The sequence below is a fragment of the Hydrogenophaga sp. NH-16 genome (genome assembly GCF_004006415.1).
In the GTDB taxonomy this organism is placed as follows: domain Bacteria; phylum Pseudomonadota; class Gammaproteobacteria; order Burkholderiales; family Burkholderiaceae_C; genus Hydrogenophaga; species Hydrogenophaga pseudoflava.
Genome location: NZ_CP029344.1, coordinates 3,347,774 through 3,364,366, shown reverse-complemented (window position 1 = coordinate 3,364,366; position 16,593 = coordinate 3,347,774). Strand labels below are relative to the sequence as shown.

At 66.5% G+C, this 16,593-nt stretch carries 17 protein-coding genes; 12 read left to right on the top strand and 5 right to left on the bottom strand.

The genetic code is table 11. The annotated features are described in order from the left end of the window. Nucleotide 1: 1 nt before the first annotated feature. A complete protein-coding gene (locus DD542_RS16180) occupies nucleotides 2-730 on the bottom strand; it encodes an ABC transporter permease (RefSeq protein WP_127806341.1) in 729 nt (242 codons plus the stop codon). Nucleotides 731-848: 118 nt separating this feature from the next. Here DD542_RS16180 and DD542_RS16175 point away from each other — a divergent pair, with 118 nt between their 5' ends. After that, complete coding sequence (locus DD542_RS16175; RefSeq protein WP_127806340.1) at nucleotides 849-1,964, top strand: substrate-binding domain-containing protein; 1,116 nt, start codon at nucleotides 849-851, stop codon at nucleotides 1,962-1,964. Nucleotides 1,965-1,968: 4 nt separating this feature from the next. Here DD542_RS16175 and DD542_RS16170 read toward each other — a convergent pair whose 3' ends face one another. Then, nucleotides 1,969-3,042 (bottom strand): MBL fold metallo-hydrolase, encoded by a 1,074-nt coding sequence (locus DD542_RS16170; protein ID WP_127806339.1) that lies wholly within the window; start codon nucleotides 3,040-3,042, stop codon nucleotides 1,969-1,971. Nucleotides 3,043-3,127: 85 nt separating this feature from the next. After that, nucleotides 3,128-4,378 (bottom strand): bifunctional phosphopantothenoylcysteine decarboxylase/phosphopantothenate--cysteine ligase CoaBC, encoded by a 1,251-nt coding sequence (coaBC, locus tag DD542_RS16165; RefSeq protein ID WP_127806338.1) that lies wholly within the window; start codon nucleotides 4,376-4,378, stop codon nucleotides 3,128-3,130. Between the two features lie 101 nt (nucleotides 4,379-4,479). Between coaBC and DD542_RS16160 the strand changes: the two genes are divergently transcribed. The 8 genes from DD542_RS16160 to DD542_RS16125 all read left to right on the top strand — a co-directional run bounded on the left by DD542_RS16160 (nucleotide 4,480) and on the right by DD542_RS16125 (nucleotide 11,491). Beyond that, complete coding sequence (locus tag DD542_RS16160) at nucleotides 4,480-5,022, top strand: hypothetical protein (protein ID WP_127806337.1); 543 nt, start codon at nucleotides 4,480-4,482, stop codon at nucleotides 5,020-5,022. Nucleotides 5,023-5,138: 116 nt separating this feature from the next. Continuing rightward, the gene (locus DD542_RS16155) at nucleotides 5,139-6,794 is read left to right on the top strand and encodes a CTP synthase (protein ID WP_066155547.1); all 1,656 of its coding nucleotides are present in this window, start codon (nucleotides 5,139-5,141) and stop codon (nucleotides 6,792-6,794) included. Between the two features lie 13 nt (nucleotides 6,795-6,807). Then, complete coding sequence (gene kdsA / locus DD542_RS16150) at nucleotides 6,808-7,662, top strand: 3-deoxy-8-phosphooctulonate synthase (RefSeq protein ID WP_066155541.1); 855 nt, start codon at nucleotides 6,808-6,810, stop codon at nucleotides 7,660-7,662. Beyond that, nucleotides 7,659-7,946, top strand: a complete 288-nt coding sequence (locus DD542_RS16145; protein ID WP_066155538.1) for a DUF1330 domain-containing protein — start codon at nucleotides 7,659-7,661, stop codon at nucleotides 7,944-7,946. Before kdsA ends, DD542_RS16145 begins: the two co-directional genes overlap by 4 nt. Nucleotides 7,947-7,993: 47 nt before the next feature. After that, nucleotides 7,994-9,280, top strand: coding sequence for a phosphopyruvate hydratase (gene eno, locus DD542_RS16140; RefSeq protein WP_079365314.1), 1,287 nt, complete (start codon nucleotides 7,994-7,996; stop codon nucleotides 9,278-9,280). 44 nt (nucleotides 9,281-9,324) lie between these two features. Next, nucleotides 9,325-9,609, top strand: a complete 285-nt coding sequence (locus DD542_RS16135; protein WP_127806336.1) for a septum formation initiator family protein — start codon at nucleotides 9,325-9,327, stop codon at nucleotides 9,607-9,609. 8 nt (nucleotides 9,610-9,617) lie between these two features. After that, nucleotides 9,618-10,292 (top strand): ATP-binding protein, encoded by a 675-nt coding sequence (locus DD542_RS16130; protein WP_127806335.1) that lies wholly within the window; start codon nucleotides 9,618-9,620, stop codon nucleotides 10,290-10,292. Next, a complete protein-coding gene (locus tag DD542_RS16125; protein ID WP_127806334.1) occupies nucleotides 10,289-11,491 on the top strand; it encodes an AGE family epimerase/isomerase in 1,203 nt (400 codons plus the stop codon). Before DD542_RS16130 ends, DD542_RS16125 begins: the two co-directional genes overlap by 4 nt. 4 nt (nucleotides 11,492-11,495) lie before the next feature. Here the strand turns inward: DD542_RS16125 and DD542_RS16120 are convergent, their stop codons facing one another. Both DD542_RS16120 and DD542_RS16115 read right to left on the bottom strand, forming a co-directional pair. Then, a complete protein-coding gene (locus DD542_RS16120) occupies nucleotides 11,496-12,476 on the bottom strand; it encodes an Hsp33 family molecular chaperone HslO (RefSeq protein ID WP_127806333.1) in 981 nt (326 codons plus the stop codon). A 37-nt stretch (nucleotides 12,477-12,513) separates the two neighbouring features. After that, the gene (locus DD542_RS16115) at nucleotides 12,514-13,038 is read right to left on the bottom strand and encodes a gamma carbonic anhydrase family protein (protein WP_127806332.1); all 525 of its coding nucleotides are present in this window, start codon (nucleotides 13,036-13,038) and stop codon (nucleotides 12,514-12,516) included. A gap of 45 nt (nucleotides 13,039-13,083) precedes the next feature. Between DD542_RS16115 and DD542_RS16110 the strand changes: the two genes are divergently transcribed. The 3 genes from DD542_RS16110 to DD542_RS16100 all read left to right on the top strand — a co-directional run bounded on the left by DD542_RS16110 (nucleotide 13,084) and on the right by DD542_RS16100 (nucleotide 16,576). Continuing rightward, a complete protein-coding gene (locus DD542_RS16110; RefSeq protein ID WP_127806331.1) occupies nucleotides 13,084-13,935 on the top strand; it encodes a ferritin-like domain-containing protein in 852 nt (283 codons plus the stop codon). A 128-nt stretch (nucleotides 13,936-14,063) separates the two neighbouring features. Then, the gene (locus DD542_RS16105; protein ID WP_127806330.1) at nucleotides 14,064-15,092 is read left to right on the top strand and encodes a histidine kinase dimerization/phosphoacceptor domain -containing protein; all 1,029 of its coding nucleotides are present in this window, start codon (nucleotides 14,064-14,066) and stop codon (nucleotides 15,090-15,092) included. Further along, entirely contained in the window at nucleotides 15,089-16,576 is a 1,488-nt protein-coding gene (locus DD542_RS16100; protein ID WP_127806329.1) for a response regulator, read from the top strand. Before DD542_RS16105 ends, DD542_RS16100 begins: the two co-directional genes overlap by 4 nt. Nucleotides 16,577-16,593: the final 17 nt, after the last annotated feature.

Genomic DNA, 16,593 nt, shown 5'->3' with positions numbered 1-16,593 from the left:
TTCATGTCGTGGCCATCCGCAGATCACCACCGTCCAGGTGCTCTCGCCAGCGGCGCAGCAGCGCCACCAGGCTGTTGAGCAGCAGCACCACCGCCAGCAGCACGATGCCCAGACCGAGCGCCAGTGGCAGGTCTCCCTTGCTGGTTTCCAGCGCAATGGCGGTGGTCATGACGCGGGTGAAGCCGTCGATGTTGCCGCCGACGATCATCACCGCGCCGACCTCGGACACCGCCCGGCCGAAGGCGGTGATCAGCACCGTGAGCAGCGCATAACGTTCGTCCCAGGCCATCAGCAGGCTGCGCAGCCCCAGACCCGCGCCCAGCGAGGACAGCTGCTCGCCGTGGTTGCGGTCGGCGTCTTCGACCACCTGGCGCGTGAGTGCGGTGACCAGGGGCAGCACCAGGATCGCCTGCGCCAGCACCATGGCCTGGAAGCTGAACAGCCAGCCCAGAAAGCCCAGCGGGCCGGAACGCGAGAGAAGCAGGTAGATCACCAGGCCCACCACCACCGAGGGAATGGCAAGGAAGGTGTTGAGCAGGGTCAGCACCATCGGCCGGCCCGGGAAGCGTGCCACCGCCAGCCAGGCGCCGAGCAAGAGTCCCAGGCCGCAGGCAAACAGGCAGGCCGTGGCGCTCACGGCGAGGGAGCGCGTCACGATCGCCCAGAGACTGGCATCGCCCGAGAGGATGAGTTCGAGCGCGGTGACTGCGCTATCGGAAAAAGTGTTCATACGTTGCGCCGCAGCATAAGCGGGCGCTACGGGTTTGAGAGTACGTGGCAACTCGGTATGAACAAATCAACATAGGAACTTGTTTGCATATGGAAGCTCTCAGGCACACTCGACGCCCATGAAACGGATTGCGATGTCCTATTCGCTGATGGCCGAACGCCCGGAGCGCGGGCGGGGCTCGGCGTTGCTGAGCAACCCGATGATGGATGTGCTGCACGCCGTGCACGAGCAAGGCTCGATTTCCGCGGCAGCCCGGCAGTTGGGCCTCTCGTACCGCCATGTCTGGGGCCAGCTCAAGGAGTGGGAACAGCAGCTCGGGCGCGAACTGTTGGTCTGGGAACGCGGGCAGTCCGCCCTGCTCTCACCCTTCGGCCAGCGCCTGCTGATGGCCGAGCGTCTGGCCCAGGCGCGGCTGGGCCCGCAGATGGAGAGCCTGCGCGCGGAGCTGGAACGGGCCTTTGCCTTGGCTTTCGACGACGCGCAGCGCCCCCGCGAGGTCCTGACGCTGTACGCCAGCCACGACCATGCGCTGGCCGAGCTTCAGGAACTGGCCGCCTCGTCGCAGACGGCGAACGAGCCCGGCGTGCATCTGGACATCCGCTTCACCGGCAGCGTCGACGCGATCCGCGCCCTCAACGAAGGCCGCTGCCTGCTGGCGGGCTTCCACACCCAGCCGTTTGCGGACGCCGACAGCCGCAGCGCCCGCACCTACCGCCCGCTGCTCAAGCCCGGCACACACAAGATCATCGGCTTCGCGCGCCGCTCGCAGGGCCTGATGGTGGCGCCCGGCAACCCCTTGCGCTTGCGCGATCTGCGCGATGTGTCTCTGCAGCGCGCCCGCTTCGTCAACCGCGCCATCGGCACCGGCACCCGGCTGCTGCTGGAGGAGTTGCTGAGCCAGGACGGCCTGAGCAGCGCCGACCTCAACGGCTTCGACCGCGAGGAAAGCTCCCATGCGGCGGTGGCCCAGGCCGTGGCCAGCGGCGAAGCCGACGTGGGCCTGGGCACAGAGTACACAGCGCGCATCCAGGGACTCGGTTTTGTGCCGTTGACGGACGAGCGCTACCTGCTGGTGTGCCTGAAATCGGCACTGGAACAGGCGCCGGTGCAAGCGTTGCTGAAGATGTTGCGCAGCGCGAGCTGGCAGCAGCGCCTGCAGTCGATGACCGGTTACCTGCCCGACCATCCGGGTGAGGTCGCCGCGATGAAGCGGCTGCTGCCCTGGTGGGCCTGAAGGTTCAGAACGCTTCCTTCTCCGCTTCCAGGTAGGCCAGGCTGGTGTATTTGCCGATGTTGCTGTCGAAGCCATCCATGGTCTTCGCGCGGCTGGCGACACGGGGGTCTTTCATCACCAGCGCCTTGGCGCCATCCAGCGGAATGCCGTCCTTGACCGCCTGCATACACGGTTCCCAGATGCCCCGCATGAAGGTGCCATAGGTGTCCAGCAGGTCCTTGCTGCCCCGGCCGTGGCCGGGCACCCAGAGCTGGTCGCCCGCGGCGCTCCTGAGCGCCTCGTAGTACTTGAAGGTGCCCGGGTAGGAACCGTCGTCGATGTTGGCGATACGGTTCGCCATCGCGATGTCGCCCACATAGGTCAGCTGGTCCTGCACGACCTCGAAACACAGGTCCGACGGCGTGTGGGCCCGGCCGTAGTGGTGCAGCCGGATCTGCACATCGCCATAGTCGAACACCTGTCCGTGCTCGACGGTCCGGTTGGGCGCCACCACCTGGGTGCCCAGGGTGGCCTGGTTGGTCCAGCGCTCCATCAGGCTGCGCCAGAGGTTGCCCTCGTGGCCGGCAATCTGCTCGCGCGTGTAGGCCAGCGCATGGATCGGCAGGTCCTTGCCGTAGGCGTCGGCGAAGGCGTGGTTGCCCAGCCAGTGGTCGCCGTGGTAGTGGCTGTTGAACACCGCGATCACCGGCTTGGGCGTCACGGTCCTGATCATGCGGATGGCCATCTGACCGATCTGCAGCGAGGCGCCGCTGTCCAGCACCACCACGCCCTTCTGTGTCACCACGAAGATGACGCTCGCCATCAGGCCCTGGTTGTCCTGTGTCGGAAAGCCCTCCTTGGCGTAAACCATCCAGACGTGGGGCGACAGCTGCTCGGGTTTGACGTCCGGCACCGGCGGGCCTTCGATGAATTCCTGCACCTGCTGGGCGAACACCCGGACCTCTGGTACCAGGGCCAGGCCCAGCCCGGCGGCCCCCAGGCCGGCGGCGGTCCGCACCCAGTGGCGCCGGGATTCGTTGACAGCGACAGAAGGTGTCCCTAGCACCGGGGGCCGGTGGGTCGGAATTCGGGATGGCATGGGCGTCTCCTCCAAATCATCGAATAAGCAATTGCTTATTCGATGATAGCGAGCTTGCCTGCACCGGGCAACCGGCGTTACCAGGTCAGGTCGTGGCTGGCAGCGGCGAGGGGTTGGGCAGACGCCGCGCGATCTCCGCCACAAGCTGCCGCGCCAGCTGCAGCTTGGACGCCCGGGGCAGCTCCGAACTGCCCTGCTCATCCACCAGCAGCAGGGCGTTGTCGTCCTGGCCAAAGGTGTCAGGACCGATGTTGCCCACCAGCAGCGGCACGCCCTTGCGCACGCGCTTGGCCTGCGCATGGGCCAGCAGGTCCTCGCTTTCGGCGGCGAACCCGACGCAGTACAGCGCCCGGCTCTGCGCGCGGGCGGTCTGGGCAATGCCGGCCAGGATGTCGGGGTTCTCGACGAAGCCCAGGGTCGGCACCTGGCCGGAACCGTCTTTCTTGATCTTCTGCACGGCGATGTCGGCTGGACGCCAGTCGGCCACCGCGGCGGCCGAGATGAACACCGTGGCGTTCTGGCTCAGTACGCCGAGCGTCTTCTGCATGTTCAGCGCGGACTTGACGTTGATGCGCCCCACGCCTCGGGGGGTCGGCAGGCTCACCGGCCCAGCCACCAGCGTCACATGGGCGCCCGCCTCGTGCGCGGCCCTGGCAATGGCAAAACCCATCTTGCCGCTGGACAGGTTGGTCAGACCCCGCACCGGGTCGATCGCCTCGAAGGTCGGGCCGGCGCTGACCAGCACCTGCTGGCCGGCCAGCAGCTTGGGCGTGAAGAAGCGGATGAGCTCGTACAGCAGTTCGTCCGGTTCGAGCATGCGCCCGTCGCCAATCTCGCCACAGGCCTGATCACCCACGCCCACGTCCAGCACCGTGGCGCCATCGGCTTTGAGCTGGGCCACATTGCGCTGCGTGGCCGGGTGGGCCCACATCTCGCGGTTCATGGCAGGCGCCAGGATGAGTGGAACCTTGTCGATCGGGCGCGCCAGGCACATCAGACTGAGCAGGTCGTCGGCCCGGCCGTGCAGCAGCTTGGCCATGAAGTCGGCGCTGGCGGGGGCCACCACAATCGCGTCGGCTTCCCGGCTCAGGTTGATGTGGGGCATGTTGTTGTCCACGCCCGCTGCGTTGCGGTTGTCCCACTGGGACGAGAACACCGTGCGACCTGACAGGGCCTGCATCGTGACCGGTGTGATGAACTGGGTGGCCGCGTCGGTCATGACCACCTGGACAGTGGCGCCGGCCTTGATCAGGGCGCGACAGAATTCGGCCGCCTTGTAGCAGGCGATCCCGCCCGACAGCCCCAGGACAATGTGTTTGCCGGCGAGTTCGCTCATGGCCGCAATGTAGCAGTTTGAAACGCCTGCCAGCAGGCCACGGCCGCGCGAACCCATAATCTGCGCTTTGACCAACCTTCCATATCAGGACACCCTTGGCCATGCACTTGACCCGCCTTCCCATGCTCCTCAGCGCCAGCCTTGTCCTGGCCTCCCTTGCAGCCTGTGGAGGAGGCTCCGACGGACCGGAAGGCGAAGCGCCCACGGGGGGTGCCCTGGCCAACGTCTGGTTTGCCGACAGCGACAGCTACCACCCGCTGGACAAGATCAGGCCCGATGGCAGCTTCTACTCGGGCAACGAGGCCGACTTCGGCCCGGTCAATCCCGCGTACGCCGGCAGCACCGCCACCCAGTCGCGCTGGGCCATCGACACCTCGGCCACCCCGCCCGCCGGCGAAACCCTGAGCTACTCGTTCAAGCTGGACGGCGTCAGCGCCTCGGGCAGCGCGGTGGCGGCACTGCTGACCAATCTGCGCATCAACAGCAGCACCGGCCTCATCACCCAGACCTGCAAGGGCTTTCCCGAGTGCTACGACAACACCTCTGGCCAGGACGAGGACTTCCTTGTGACGGTGACGGCCCAGGCCAGTGGCGGCGGCAAGCTGGAGAGGAATTTCCTGCTGCGGGTGCGCGGCAACCGCTGAGCACCACAGCCCGCGGACCGACCGTGTCGTGACCGGTCCGTGCGGCCGGGCCAACAGGGGGGTGGCGCCTATAATCGCCATTTCCACCTCCTGCGAGCGCCCGGCTCGCCCGAGTCATGACCAAATTCGTGTTCGTCACCGGCGGTGTGGTGTCCTCCCTTGGCAAGGGCATTGCTTCTGCTTCCCTGGCTGCGATCCTTGAATCGCGCGGCCTCAAAGTCACCCTCATCAAGCTCGACCCGTACATCAACGTGGACCCGGGCACCATGTCGCCCTTCCAGCACGGCGAGGTGTTCGTCACCGACGACGGCGCCGAAACCGACCTGGACCTTGGTCACTATGAGCGTTTCATCGAAACGCGCATGAAGAAGACCAACAACTTCACCACCGGCAAGATCTACCAGTCGGTGCTGGAGAAGGAACGCCGCGGCGACTACCTCGGCAAGACCGTGCAGGTCATCCCGCACGTCACCAACGAGATCCAGGAGTTCATCAAGCGCGGCGCCGGCATCGGCACGCCCGATGCCGTGGACGTGGCCATCGTCGAGATCGGCGGCACGGTGGGCGACATCGAGTCCCTGCCCTTCCTCGAAGCCGTGCGCCAGATGAGCCTGCGCATGGGCCCGAACAACTCGGCCTTCGTGCACCTGACCTACCTGCCGTGGATTGCCGCGGCCGGTGAGCTCAAAACCAAACCGACCCAGCACACGGTGCAGAAACTTCGCGAGATCGGCATCTCGGCCGACGCCCTGCTGTGCCGTGCCGACCGCCGCATTCCCGAAGAGGAGCGCGCCAAGATTTCGCTGTTCACCAACGTGCCCGAGTGGGGCGTGATCAGCATGTGGGACGTGGACACGATCTACAAGGTGCCGCGCATGCTGCACGAGCAGGGCCTGGACGGCCTGATCTGCGACAAGCTGCGCCTGAACACCCCACCCACCAGCCTCAAGCGCTGGGACGACCTGGTTTACGAGACCGAACACCCGCAAGGCGAGGTGAAGATCGCCATGGTCGGCAAGTACGTCGACCTCTCGGACAGCTACAAATCGGTCAACGAGGCCCTGCGCCACGCCGGCATGCGCAACCATGTGCGCGTCAAGATCGACCACGTCGACTCCGAAACCATGGAGGGTGCCGATGTGGCGACCAAGCTGGCACAGTACGACGCCATCCTGGTGCCCGGCGGTTTCGGTCAGCGCGGCGTGGAAGGCAAGATCGCCACCGCCCGCTTCGCGCGTGAGCACAAGGTGCCCTATCTCGGCATCTGCCTGGGCATGCAGGTTGCGACCATCGAGTACGCGCGCCACGTCGCGGGCCTCGAAGGTGCCAACAGCACCGAGTTCGATGCCGCCACGCCCCACCCGGTGATCGCACTGATCGAGGAATGGAAAGACGCGGACGGCAGCATCCAGAAGCGCGACGCCAGTTCCGACCTGGGCGGCACCATGCGCCTGGGCGCGCAGAGCTCCGACGTGGCCCCCGGCACGCTGGCGCACAGCATCTATGGCGACGTGGTGACCGAGCGCCACCGCCACCGCTACGAGGCCAACGTCAACTACCTCGACCAGCTGCGTAAGGCCGGTCTGGTGATCTCGGCTCTGACCCAGCGCGAACAGCTGACCGAGATCGTCGAACTACCGCAGAGCGAGCACCCGTGGTTCATCGGCGTGCAGTTCCACCCCGAGTTCAAGTCCACTCCCTGGGCCGGTCACCCGCTGTTCAACGCCTTCGTCAAGGCGGCGGTCCAGCACCAGAAGGCCGCCAAGGCCTGATCGGAACACCGCCATGCAACTCTGCGGATTCGACGTCGGCCTGGACCGGCGCTTCTTCCTGATCGCGGGCACCTGTTCCATCGAAGGTCTGCAGATGTCGCTCGATGTCGCCGGTCAGCTCAAGGAAATTTGCGGCGCGCTGGGCATTCCGCTGATCTACAAGGGCTCCTTCGACAAGGCCAACCGCTCGTCTGGCAGCAGCCAGCGCGGCGTTGGACTGGATGCGGGACTGAAGATCCTCGACGAAGTGCGCCGCCAGCTGCAGCTGCCCGTGCTGACCGACGTGCACGACGAGTCGCAGGTGGCCGAGGTCGCAGCCGTGGTGGACGTGCTGCAGACGCCGGCCTTCCTGTGCCGCCAAACCGATTTCATCCGCGCCGTGGCGCAGTCGGGCAAGCCGGTGAACATCAAGAAGGGCCAGTTCCTCGCCCCCTGGGACATGAAGAACGTCATCGACAAGGCCCGCGCCGCCGCGAAGGACGCCGGCCTGTCGGAAGACCGATTCCTGGCCTGCGAACGCGGCGTGAGCTTCGGCTACAACAACCTGGTGGCCGACATGACCAGCCTGGCCGAAATGCGCAAGTCCGGCGCACCGGTGGTGTTCGACGTCACCCACTCGGTGCAGAAGCCCGGCGGCCTGGGCGCCGTCAGCGGCGGTGCGCGCGAGATGGTGCCGGTGCTGGCCCGCGCGGGTGTCGCCGTGGGTGTGGCCGGCCTGTTCATGGAAACGCACCCGAAGCCGGCCGAGGCCTGGTCCGACGGACCGAACGCGGTGCCGCTGGGCCGCATGAAGGCGCTGCTGGAAACCCTGGTCGCGCTCGATTCCGTAACCAAAACAAATCCGCTGCTGGAGAACGATTTCCAATGAGCGCGTACATCATTGCGGATGTGACCGTCACCGACGAAGCGCAGATGAAGGTCTACCGCGAGTGGAGCACCCGCGCCATGCAGGAGTTTGGCGCCGAGGTGCTGGTGCGCGGTGGCCGTATCGAGCCGCTCGAAGGTGGCTGGCATCCGCAGCGGGTTGTGGTGCTGAAGTTCAAGGACATCGCCACCGCACAGGCCTACTACCACTCCGAAACCTACACCCATGCGCGCACGCTGCGTGAGGGTGCGGGCTCGATCCGCATGTTTGCCGTAGAGGGCGTCTGAGCGCCCCGTTCCGATTTCTTTTTTGACTTGTTCCAAAGGTAGAAACCATGAGTGCAATCGTTGATATCGTCGGCCGCGAAGTCCTGGACAGCCGTGGCAACCCCACCGTCGAATGCGACGTGCTGCTGGAATCGGGTGTGATGGGCCGCGCGGCCGTGCCGTCGGGCGCCTCCACCGGCTCGCGCGAAGCCATCGAGCTGCGCGATGGCGACAAGAAGCGCTATCTCGGCAAGGGCGTGCTCAAGGCCGTCGAGAACATCAACACCGAGATCAGCGAAGCCGTGCTGGGACTGGACGCCTCGGAGCAAGCCTTCCTGGACAAGACCCTGATCGACCTGGACGGCACCGAGAACAAGGGCCGCCTGGGCGCCAACGCCATGCTGGCCGTGTCGATGGCCGTGGCCCGTGCCGCCGCCGAAGAAGCCGGCCTGCCGCTGTACCGCTACTTCGGCGGCATGAGCGCGGTGCAGATGCCGGTGCCCATGATGAACATCATCAACGGCGGCGCACACGCCAACAACTCGCTCGACCTGCAGGAACTGATGATCATCCCCGTGGGCGCCCCGAGCTTCCGCGAAGCCCTGCGCTGGGGCGCCGAGGTGTTCCACGCCCTCAAGGCCATCCTGCACGACAAGCACATCAGCACCGCCGTGGGCGACGAAGGCGGGTTTGCCCCCTCGGTCGAGAACCACGAAGCCGCGCTGCAGCTGATCCTGCAGGCCATCGACAAGGCCGGCTACACCGCCGGTGAACAGATCGCCCTGGGCCTGGACTGCGCCGCCAGCGAGTTCTACAAGGACGGCAAGTACGTGCTCGAAGGCGAAGGCGGCATCCAACTCACCGCCGAGCAGTGGACCGACATGCTGGCCACCTGGGTCGACAAGTACCCCATCGTCTCCATCGAGGACGGCATGGCCGAAGGCGACTGGGATGGCTGGAAGCATCTGACCGAGCGCCTGGGCCAGAAGGTCCAGCTCGTGGGCGACGACCTGTACGTCACCAACACCAAGATCCTCAAGGAAGGCATCGAGAAGGGCATTGCCAACTCGATCCTGATCAAGATCAACCAGATCGGCACCCTGACCGAGACCTTCGCCGCCATCGAGATGGCCAAGCGCGCCGGCTACACCGCCGTGATCTCGCACCGCTCGGGCGAAACCGAAGACAGCACCATCTCCGACATCGCGGTGGGCACCAACGCCGGCCAGATCAAGACCGGCTCGCTGTCGCGTTCGGACCGCATGGCCAAGTACAACCAGCTGCTGCGCATCGAGGAAGACCTGGGCGACGTGGCCGTGTACCCCGGCCGTGCCGCGTTCTACAACCTGAAGTAATCGGGACCGGCGGCTCCGGTCGCCAGACCAAGCAATACTGCTCCATGGCTCATCGCATTGTCCCCGGCCTGCTGATCACGCTGCTGCTCGTGCTGCACGCACAGCTGTGGTTCGGCCGGGGCAGCGTGCCCCAGGTCTCGCGCATGAAGACCGAACTGGCGGCGCTGGAAGCGGTCAACCAGGACGCGCAGCAGCGCAACGAGCGACTGGCCAACGAGGTGCGCGACCTCGAAGAAGGCTTGGGCATGGTCGAAGAACTGGCCCGCAACGATCTGGGCATGGTCCGGCCCAACGAGATCTTCGTGCAGATCGCCCACAAGAAGCCCTGAGCTGCGCCGTGGCACTTGTGGTCACGCTGCTCGGCGGCGAATCCACCGGCAAGACCTCCCTGGCCCGTGCCTTGTGCGGGCACCTCGCGGAAACGGGTCTGACCGCCGAGCTGGTGCCCGAGCACCTGCGCCACTGGTGCGAACAGCAGGGCCGTGCGCCCCACGCGCACGAGCAGGCCGCCGTGGCCCGCGAGCAGGCCCGCCTCACCGACGAGATGGCTTCCCTGCATGGGGTGGACATCGTCGTCGCCGACACCTCTCCGCTCGTGATCGCGGCCTACAGCGAGCTCTATTTCAACGACCGCTCGCTCTGGCCCGAGGCCCTGGCCTGGCAGCGCTGTGTGGACCTGACCCTGCTCATGGGTCTGGACCTGCCCTGGGTCGCCGATGGATTCTTCCGCGACAGCCCCGCCGTGCGCGATGCGGTGGACGCAGCGATCCGGCGCGAACTGCAGGCCGCGGGACTGGCCTTCCAAACCATCCACGGCCACGGGCAGACCCGAACCGAACAAGCCCTGCGCGCCATCGGCCGCTGCCTGGGGCAGGACCTCACCACCACCGAACCGTCCCTGACCAGCGGCCGCCGCGCCTGGAGCTGCGACAAATGCAGCGACCCGGCCTGCGAACACCGGCTGTTCAGCGGCCTGCTGGCACGCAACCACACTGGAGACGCACGCCCATGATTCCTGCAACACCCCTGCCCGACTTCCGCTCGCCGGCATTCCTGCGCAACCACATCGAAGACACGCTGTCGTTCTACCTGCCGCGCGCCATCGACCCCAACGGCGGGCTGTTCCATTTCCTGCGCGACGACGGCAGCGTCTACGACGCCCACACCCGGCACCTGGTGAGCAGCACGCGCTACGTGGTCACACTGGCCATGGCCGTGCGCCGAGGGCTGGGTGGTGCGGTGGCCCGCAAGGCCCTGCAACAGGCCTTCGACTTCCTGCCCATGCACCGCAACCCGGACACCGGTGGCTACGCCTGGCTGCTCGACTGGCGAGACGGTCAGGCCCGCGTGCTGGACGCCACGAACCACGCCTACGGCCTGGCCTTCGTGCTGCTGGCCCATGCGCACGCCCACATGGCCGGCTTGGCCGGTTCACACGCGGGCATCGCGCAGACCTTCGAGCTGCTGGAGCAGCGCTTCTGGGAACCAGCCCATGGTCTCTACGCCGACGAGGCCACCGCCGACTGGCAGGTCCTGCCCTACCGCGGCCAGAACGCCAACATGCACCTGTGCGAAGCACTGCTCGCCGCCTTCGACGCCACGCAGGAGACGCATTACCTGGACCGCGCCGCCCTGCTAGCCGAACACATCACCGTGCGGCAGGCCGCCCTGGCCGACGGGCTGGTCTGGGAGCACTACAAGGCCGACTGGAGCGTGGACTGGGACTACAACAAGGACGACAAGACCAACATCTTCCGGCCCTGGGGCTTCCAGCCCGGCCACCTGACCGAGTGGACCAAGCTGCTGCTGCAACTGCATGAGCACCGCCCCGATGCGGCCCTGATCGACCGCGCGCGCCATTTCTTCGACACCGCGATGCACAAGGCCTGGGACGGCGAACACGGCGGCCTGTACTACGGCTTCGCGCCCGACGGCAGCATCTGCGACAGCGACAAGTACTTCTGGGTCCAGGCCGAGTCGCTCGCCGCCGCGTCGCGGCTGGCCACCGTCACCGGCGAGCAGCGCTACTGGGCGGCCTACGACCACCTCTGGGCCTACTCATGGCGCCATTTCGTGGACCACGAACACGGCGCCTGGTGGCGCATCCTGACGGCCGACAACCGCAAGTACAGCGACGAAAAGAGCCCGGCCGGCAAGGTCGACTACCACACCATGGGCGCCTGCCACGATGTGCTCGATGCTCTGAAGTAAAGGCTCAGTGCGTGCCGCCCGCGACGGGCGGCTGGGCCGCCGCCTGCAGGAACACCTGCGCTGCGTCGACCGGATCGAAGTGGTACTGGGCACCACAGAAATCGCAGCCCACCTCCACCTGTCCTTGCTCGGCGATGATGGACTCGACCTCCTCGCGCCCCAGCGACTTGAGCATGCCCGCCACGCGCTCGCGCGAGCAGGTGCAGGCAAAACGCGGACCTTCGGCGCCGATCTGCGGCTCGAAGCGGCGCACATCCTCTTCCCAGAACAGGCGGTGCAGGATGGTGTCGGCATCCAGCGTCAGCAGTTCCTCGCGCTTGAGACTCGCGGCCAGGATGGCGATGCGGTTGTAGTCCTCGTTGCGGCCGATCTGGTCCTCGTCGCGCGCCACCGCGCCCGCACCAGCCAGGTTGGATTCGCCCTGCAGCGGCAGGCGCTGGATCAGCAGGCCAGCCGCGACCTGGTCGTTGGCGGCCAGCACCAGGCGCGTATCGAGCTGCTCGCTCTGCAGCATGTAGTGCTCGATCACCTCGCTGAGCTTCTCCAGCTTTTCGTGACGATCGCCGAACAGCGGCACCACCCCCTGGTAGGGCTGCTGACCCGGCAGGCGGTCCTTGGGGTCGAGCGTGATGGCGCAGCGGCCGAGATTGTTCACATTGACCATGTGCGACAGCGGTGCGTCGGTCGCCACCTCGCCGGTCACGGTGGCCGTGGCGCGCAGCGCCAGGTCGGGCTGCACCTCGGCCACGGCCAGCTTGACCGGACCATCGCCCTGCACCTGCAGGATCAGCGCGCCGTTGAACTTGATGTTGGCCTGCATCAGCGTGGCCGCTGCCGCCATTTCGCCCAGCAGCTCGGTCACGGCTTCGGGGTAGCCACCGGCTTGCTGGCGACGGCGGAGGATTTCCTGCCAGCTGTCGGTCAGGCGCACCAGCATGCCGCGCACCGGCAGGCCTTCAAACAGGAATTTGTGGAGTTCGGACACTCTGTGCTTTCAGAAAAAGAACGTTGGCAGATCGGGGTCAGCCGATTTTTTTCAAGCCCTGGCGGTAGCGCTCGGCGTTCTCCATGTAATGCAGCGCGCTGCGGCGCAGCCCTTCGATCTGCTCGGGCGTGAGCTGGCGCATGGCCTTGGCCGGGCTGCCGATGATCATGGAGCCGTCGGGGAATTCCTTGCCTTCGGTGACCAGCGCACCCGCTCCGACCAGGCAGTTCTTGCCGATCTTCGCGCCGTTGAGCACGATGGCGCCGATGCCGATCAGCGACTCGTCGCCGATGGTGCAACCGTGCAGCATGACCTGATGGCCCACGGTGACGTGGCGACCGATGGTCAGCGGCAGGTTCTTGTCGGTGTGCAGCACCGAGCCATCCTGGATGTTGCTGCCTTCGCCCACCACGATGGGCTCGGTGTCGCCGCGCAGCGTGGCGCCGAACCATACGCTGCTGCCGGGCGCGAGCTGGACGTCGCCGATCACCTGCGCGTTCTCGGCCACCCAGGCCGATTCGGCCAACTGCGGGCGGGTGCCATCGAGTTCATAGATCGCCATGCGAAGGTCTCCTGTGGGCTGCGGGGCAAACCTAGAATTGTAGGGATGCCCACCGTCCCCAGCACCGAACCCAGCCTGCGCGAGGCGGCGCTCGACGCCCTGTGCCTGCCGGACCCGCAGGCCAAGGCGCAGGCGGCCCACGCGCTGTGGCAGCGCTTGCTGGCATTGCCCGACGAGTCCGCGCGTGAAGCGGCACTGGCGCCAGCACAGTCCATCCATGAGCCCGATGACCGGGTCTTGCCCGGCCGCCCGGAACAGCCGGCGCTGGTGCCGCCCATGGCGGTGGCGCAGCGCTCGCCGTTCACGCCCGAAGGCCTGGCCGCTCTGCTGCACGCGGTCTGCCACATCGAGTTCAACGCCATCAACCTGGCGCTCGACGCGGTCTGGCGCTTCGCGGGCATGCCCTCCGATTTCTACCGCGACTGGCTGCGCGTGGCCGATGAAGAGGCCACCCACTTCGGCCTGCTGCGCGAACACCTGCAGAGCCTGGGCCACGACTACGGCGACTTCCCGGCGCACAACGGCCTGTGGGAGATGTGCGTGAAGACGCAACACGACATCACAGCGCGCATGGCCCTGGTGCCGCGCACGCTGGAGGCGCGCGGCCTCGATGCGACGCCGCTGATCCAGGCCCGGCTGCGCAAGGTCGGCACCCCGGCGGCTCTGCGCGCCGTGGACATCCTGGACATCATCCTGCGCGACGAGGTCGGGCATGTGGCCATCGGCAACCGCTGGTATGGCTGGCTGTGCGAACGGCAGGGCCTGGAACCACTGTCGCACTACCGGCACCTGGCGCGCGTGCACACGGCGCCCCGGCTGCGCCCGCCTTTCAACAATGAGGCCCGCCGGGCGGCGGGTTTCAGTCAGGCCGAACTCGACTATCTGCTCAGCGCCTGAGCCGAAAACGAATTCGTTTGTATCAAGCGAGGGTGCGACGCGCGCCCGGACGGTGTTTTTCCCCGCGCAGCGTGGCCCATTCCCCTTTATGCTGGGCCACCACCTGGCATCACTCCCGCACGTTGGCCATGAGCACACGAAACATCCAGCTGGACGAATACCTCGGACAGGCGTTTGACCGCATACCGGTGGCCATGGTCGTGGTCACGCAGCAAGGCATGATCACCCGCGTGAACCGGCTCGCCGAGGCCACCTTCGGCTACACGAGCGAAGAGATGCTGGGACAGCCGGTGGAAATGCTGGTGCCAGAACGCTACCGCCACGCACACCCCGGGTACCGGCGCGGCTTCCAGATCGAGGCCACCGCGAGACCGATGGGCGCGGGACGCGATCTCAGCGGACTGCGCAAGGACGGCAGCGAGTTCCCGGTGGAGATCGGCATCAACCCGGTGGACACCGGCGAGGGTCCGATGATCCTGTCGGTGATCCTGGACCTGAGCGAGCGCAAACAGAACGAACGCCGCGTCAGCGACGCACTGCGCGAGAAGGAGCTGCTGCTCGAAGAGGTGCACCACCGGGTCAAGAACAACCTGCAGGTGATCCACAGCCTGCTCGACCTGCAAATGCTCAAGATCGGCGACCCGGATCTGGTGGCCATGCTGCGCGACAGCCAGAACCGCATCCGCTCGATGTCGATGATCCATCAGACGCTGTACCAGTCGCACGACTTTGCCCGGGTCGACTTCCAGCAGTTCCTGGGCGAGCTGCTGCCCAGCCTGATGGACTCCTACGGCATGGTGGCGGGTCATGTTGCGATCAACATCGAGTCGACCCACGTCAAGCTGCCGATCAACGAGGCGATACCCTGTGGCCTGATCGTCAACGAACTGGTGAGCAACGCGCTCAAACACGGGTTTCCCGGCCAGCGGCGCGGCACCATCCAGGTGGTGCTGGAGCAGGGCGGCGACGGCAGTGTCAGTCTCTCCATCAGCAACGACGGCGTCGCCATCCCGGAGGATCAGAATCTGGAGCGAACCGGTTCGCTGGGCCTGCAGCTCGTGCGGCTGCTGACGCGCCAGTTGCAGGGCACGCTGGAGGTGCAGCGCGCCGACCCCACCCGGTTCACCGTCCACATCCCTCCCGGAGGCCAGCCATGAACCAGCCCGCCCGCATCCTCGTGGTGGAAGACGAAAGCATCGTGGCCTTCAACCTGCAGCAGCGCCTGTCGATGCTGGGGTACGACGTGCCCGCCATCGCGGTCTCGGGCCAGGAGAGCATTGATCTGGTGTCGCAGATGCGGCCCGACCTGGTGCTGATGGACATCCACATCCAGGGCGACATGGACGGCATCGAGGTGGCCGCGAAGCTGCGCGAGACGCACGCTGTCCCGGTGATCTACCTGACGGCCTACTCCGAGGACTCGACCCTGGAGCGTGCCCGCAGGACACGACCTTACGGCTACCTGCTCAAGCCCTTTTCGGAGCGCGAGCTGCACGCCACCATCCAGATGGCGTTCGAGCGCCAGCGGCTGGAGAACGAGCTGAACGACAGCCGTCGCCTGCTGCAGCAGGCACTTGATGCCGCCAGCCTGGGGGTCATGGAGCTGGACAAGAACACCAGCACCATCACCCCGTCGCCCCGCACCGCCGACCTGATCGGCTGGCCACGCGATCAGCCAATGACATTGGCCAACCTGCTCGAGCGCGTGGACGCCGCCGAGCGCGACGCCATCGCGGGCAAGCTCCACGACTGCCTGGAAAACCGCCGGCACTTCAGCGAGGAGTTCCGCGTGCTTGCGGAAGGCGCGACGCCCCGGTGGATCAAGATCGACGCAGGCCACGTCTCCGACCGCCGCGTGACCGGGGTGGTGCAGGATGTGTCGGAGCGCAAGCAGAGCGAACTGCGACTCAAGACGCTCAACGAGAGCCTGGAGAATCTGGTCACTGCACGCACCGACCAGCTCAACCAGAGCCTCAAGGAACTGGAGGCCTTCAGCTATTCGGTGGCGCACGATCTGCGTGCGCCAGTGCGCGCCATCATCGGCCTGAGCGAAATGCTGGTACAGACACAACCGACCCGCTTCGACCCCGACGGGATCGACCTGGTCCAGCGGATTGCGGCCACCGGCCAGCGCATGTGGGCCCTGATCGACGCCTTGCTGCACATGGCGCGCCTGAACCAGGTGCCCATGCAGTTGCGGGTGGTCGACATCAGCGGCATCGCCGGCGAGATCGCCAGCCAGCTGATGGAGTCCGAGCCGCAACGTGTCGCCGAGATCCGGATTTCACCCAAGCTTGAGGCCATGGCGGACCCGACGCTGGTGCGCGCCCTGCTCGACAACCTGATGCGCAACGCCTGGAAGTTCAGCGCCCACAGCAAGATCACGCGCATCGACGTCGGTGCCAAGACGCTCGGCGGGGAAACGGTGTTCTTCGTGCGCGACAACGGCTGCGGCTTCGACATGGCCTCGGCCGACCGGCTGTTCGGCCCCTTCCAGCGCCTGCACCGGGCGGATGAATACACCGGCACCGGCATCGGGCTGACCATCGTGCAGCGCATCGTCATGCGCCACGGCGGTCGCGTGTGGGCGTTTTCCGAGCCCGGGCTGGGGGCGGCCTTCCACTTCACCCTGAGCGCCTGAACACCCAGCAGCCGGCA

Excerpts from the sequence above, each read along its gene's own strand:
- DD542_RS16180 (WP_127806341.1), bottom strand. The coding sequence starts at position 730 with ATGAACACTTTTTCCGATAGCGCAGTCACCGCGCTCGAACTCATCCTC.
- DD542_RS16175 (WP_127806340.1), top strand. The coding sequence starts at position 849 with ATGAAACGGATTGCGATGTCCTATTCGCTGATGGCCGAACGCCCGGAG.
- DD542_RS16170 (WP_127806339.1), bottom strand. The coding sequence starts at position 3,042 with ATGCCATCCCGAATTCCGACCCACCGGCCCCCGGTGCTAGGGACACCT.
- coaBC (WP_127806338.1), bottom strand. The coding sequence starts at position 4,378 with ATGAGCGAACTCGCCGGCAAACACATTGTCCTGGGGCTGTCGGGCGGG.
- DD542_RS16160 (WP_127806337.1), top strand. The coding sequence starts at position 4,480 with ATGCACTTGACCCGCCTTCCCATGCTCCTCAGCGCCAGCCTTGTCCTG.
- DD542_RS16155 (WP_066155547.1), top strand. The coding sequence starts at position 5,139 with ATGACCAAATTCGTGTTCGTCACCGGCGGTGTGGTGTCCTCCCTTGGC.
- kdsA (WP_066155541.1), top strand. The coding sequence starts at position 6,808 with ATGCAACTCTGCGGATTCGACGTCGGCCTGGACCGGCGCTTCTTCCTG.
- DD542_RS16145 (WP_066155538.1), top strand. The coding sequence starts at position 7,659 with ATGAGCGCGTACATCATTGCGGATGTGACCGTCACCGACGAAGCGCAG.
- eno (WP_079365314.1), top strand. The coding sequence starts at position 7,994 with ATGAGTGCAATCGTTGATATCGTCGGCCGCGAAGTCCTGGACAGCCGT.
- DD542_RS16135 (WP_127806336.1), top strand. The coding sequence starts at position 9,325 with ATGGCTCATCGCATTGTCCCCGGCCTGCTGATCACGCTGCTGCTCGTG.
- DD542_RS16125 (WP_127806334.1), top strand. The coding sequence starts at position 10,289 with ATGATTCCTGCAACACCCCTGCCCGACTTCCGCTCGCCGGCATTCCTG.
- DD542_RS16115 (WP_127806332.1), bottom strand. The coding sequence starts at position 13,038 with ATGGCGATCTATGAACTCGATGGCACCCGCCCGCAGTTGGCCGAATCG.
- DD542_RS16110 (WP_127806331.1), top strand. The coding sequence starts at position 13,084 with ATGCCCACCGTCCCCAGCACCGAACCCAGCCTGCGCGAGGCGGCGCTC.
- DD542_RS16105 (WP_127806330.1), top strand. The coding sequence starts at position 14,064 with ATGAGCACACGAAACATCCAGCTGGACGAATACCTCGGACAGGCGTTT.
- DD542_RS16100 (WP_127806329.1), top strand. The coding sequence starts at position 15,089 with ATGAACCAGCCCGCCCGCATCCTCGTGGTGGAAGACGAAAGCATCGTG.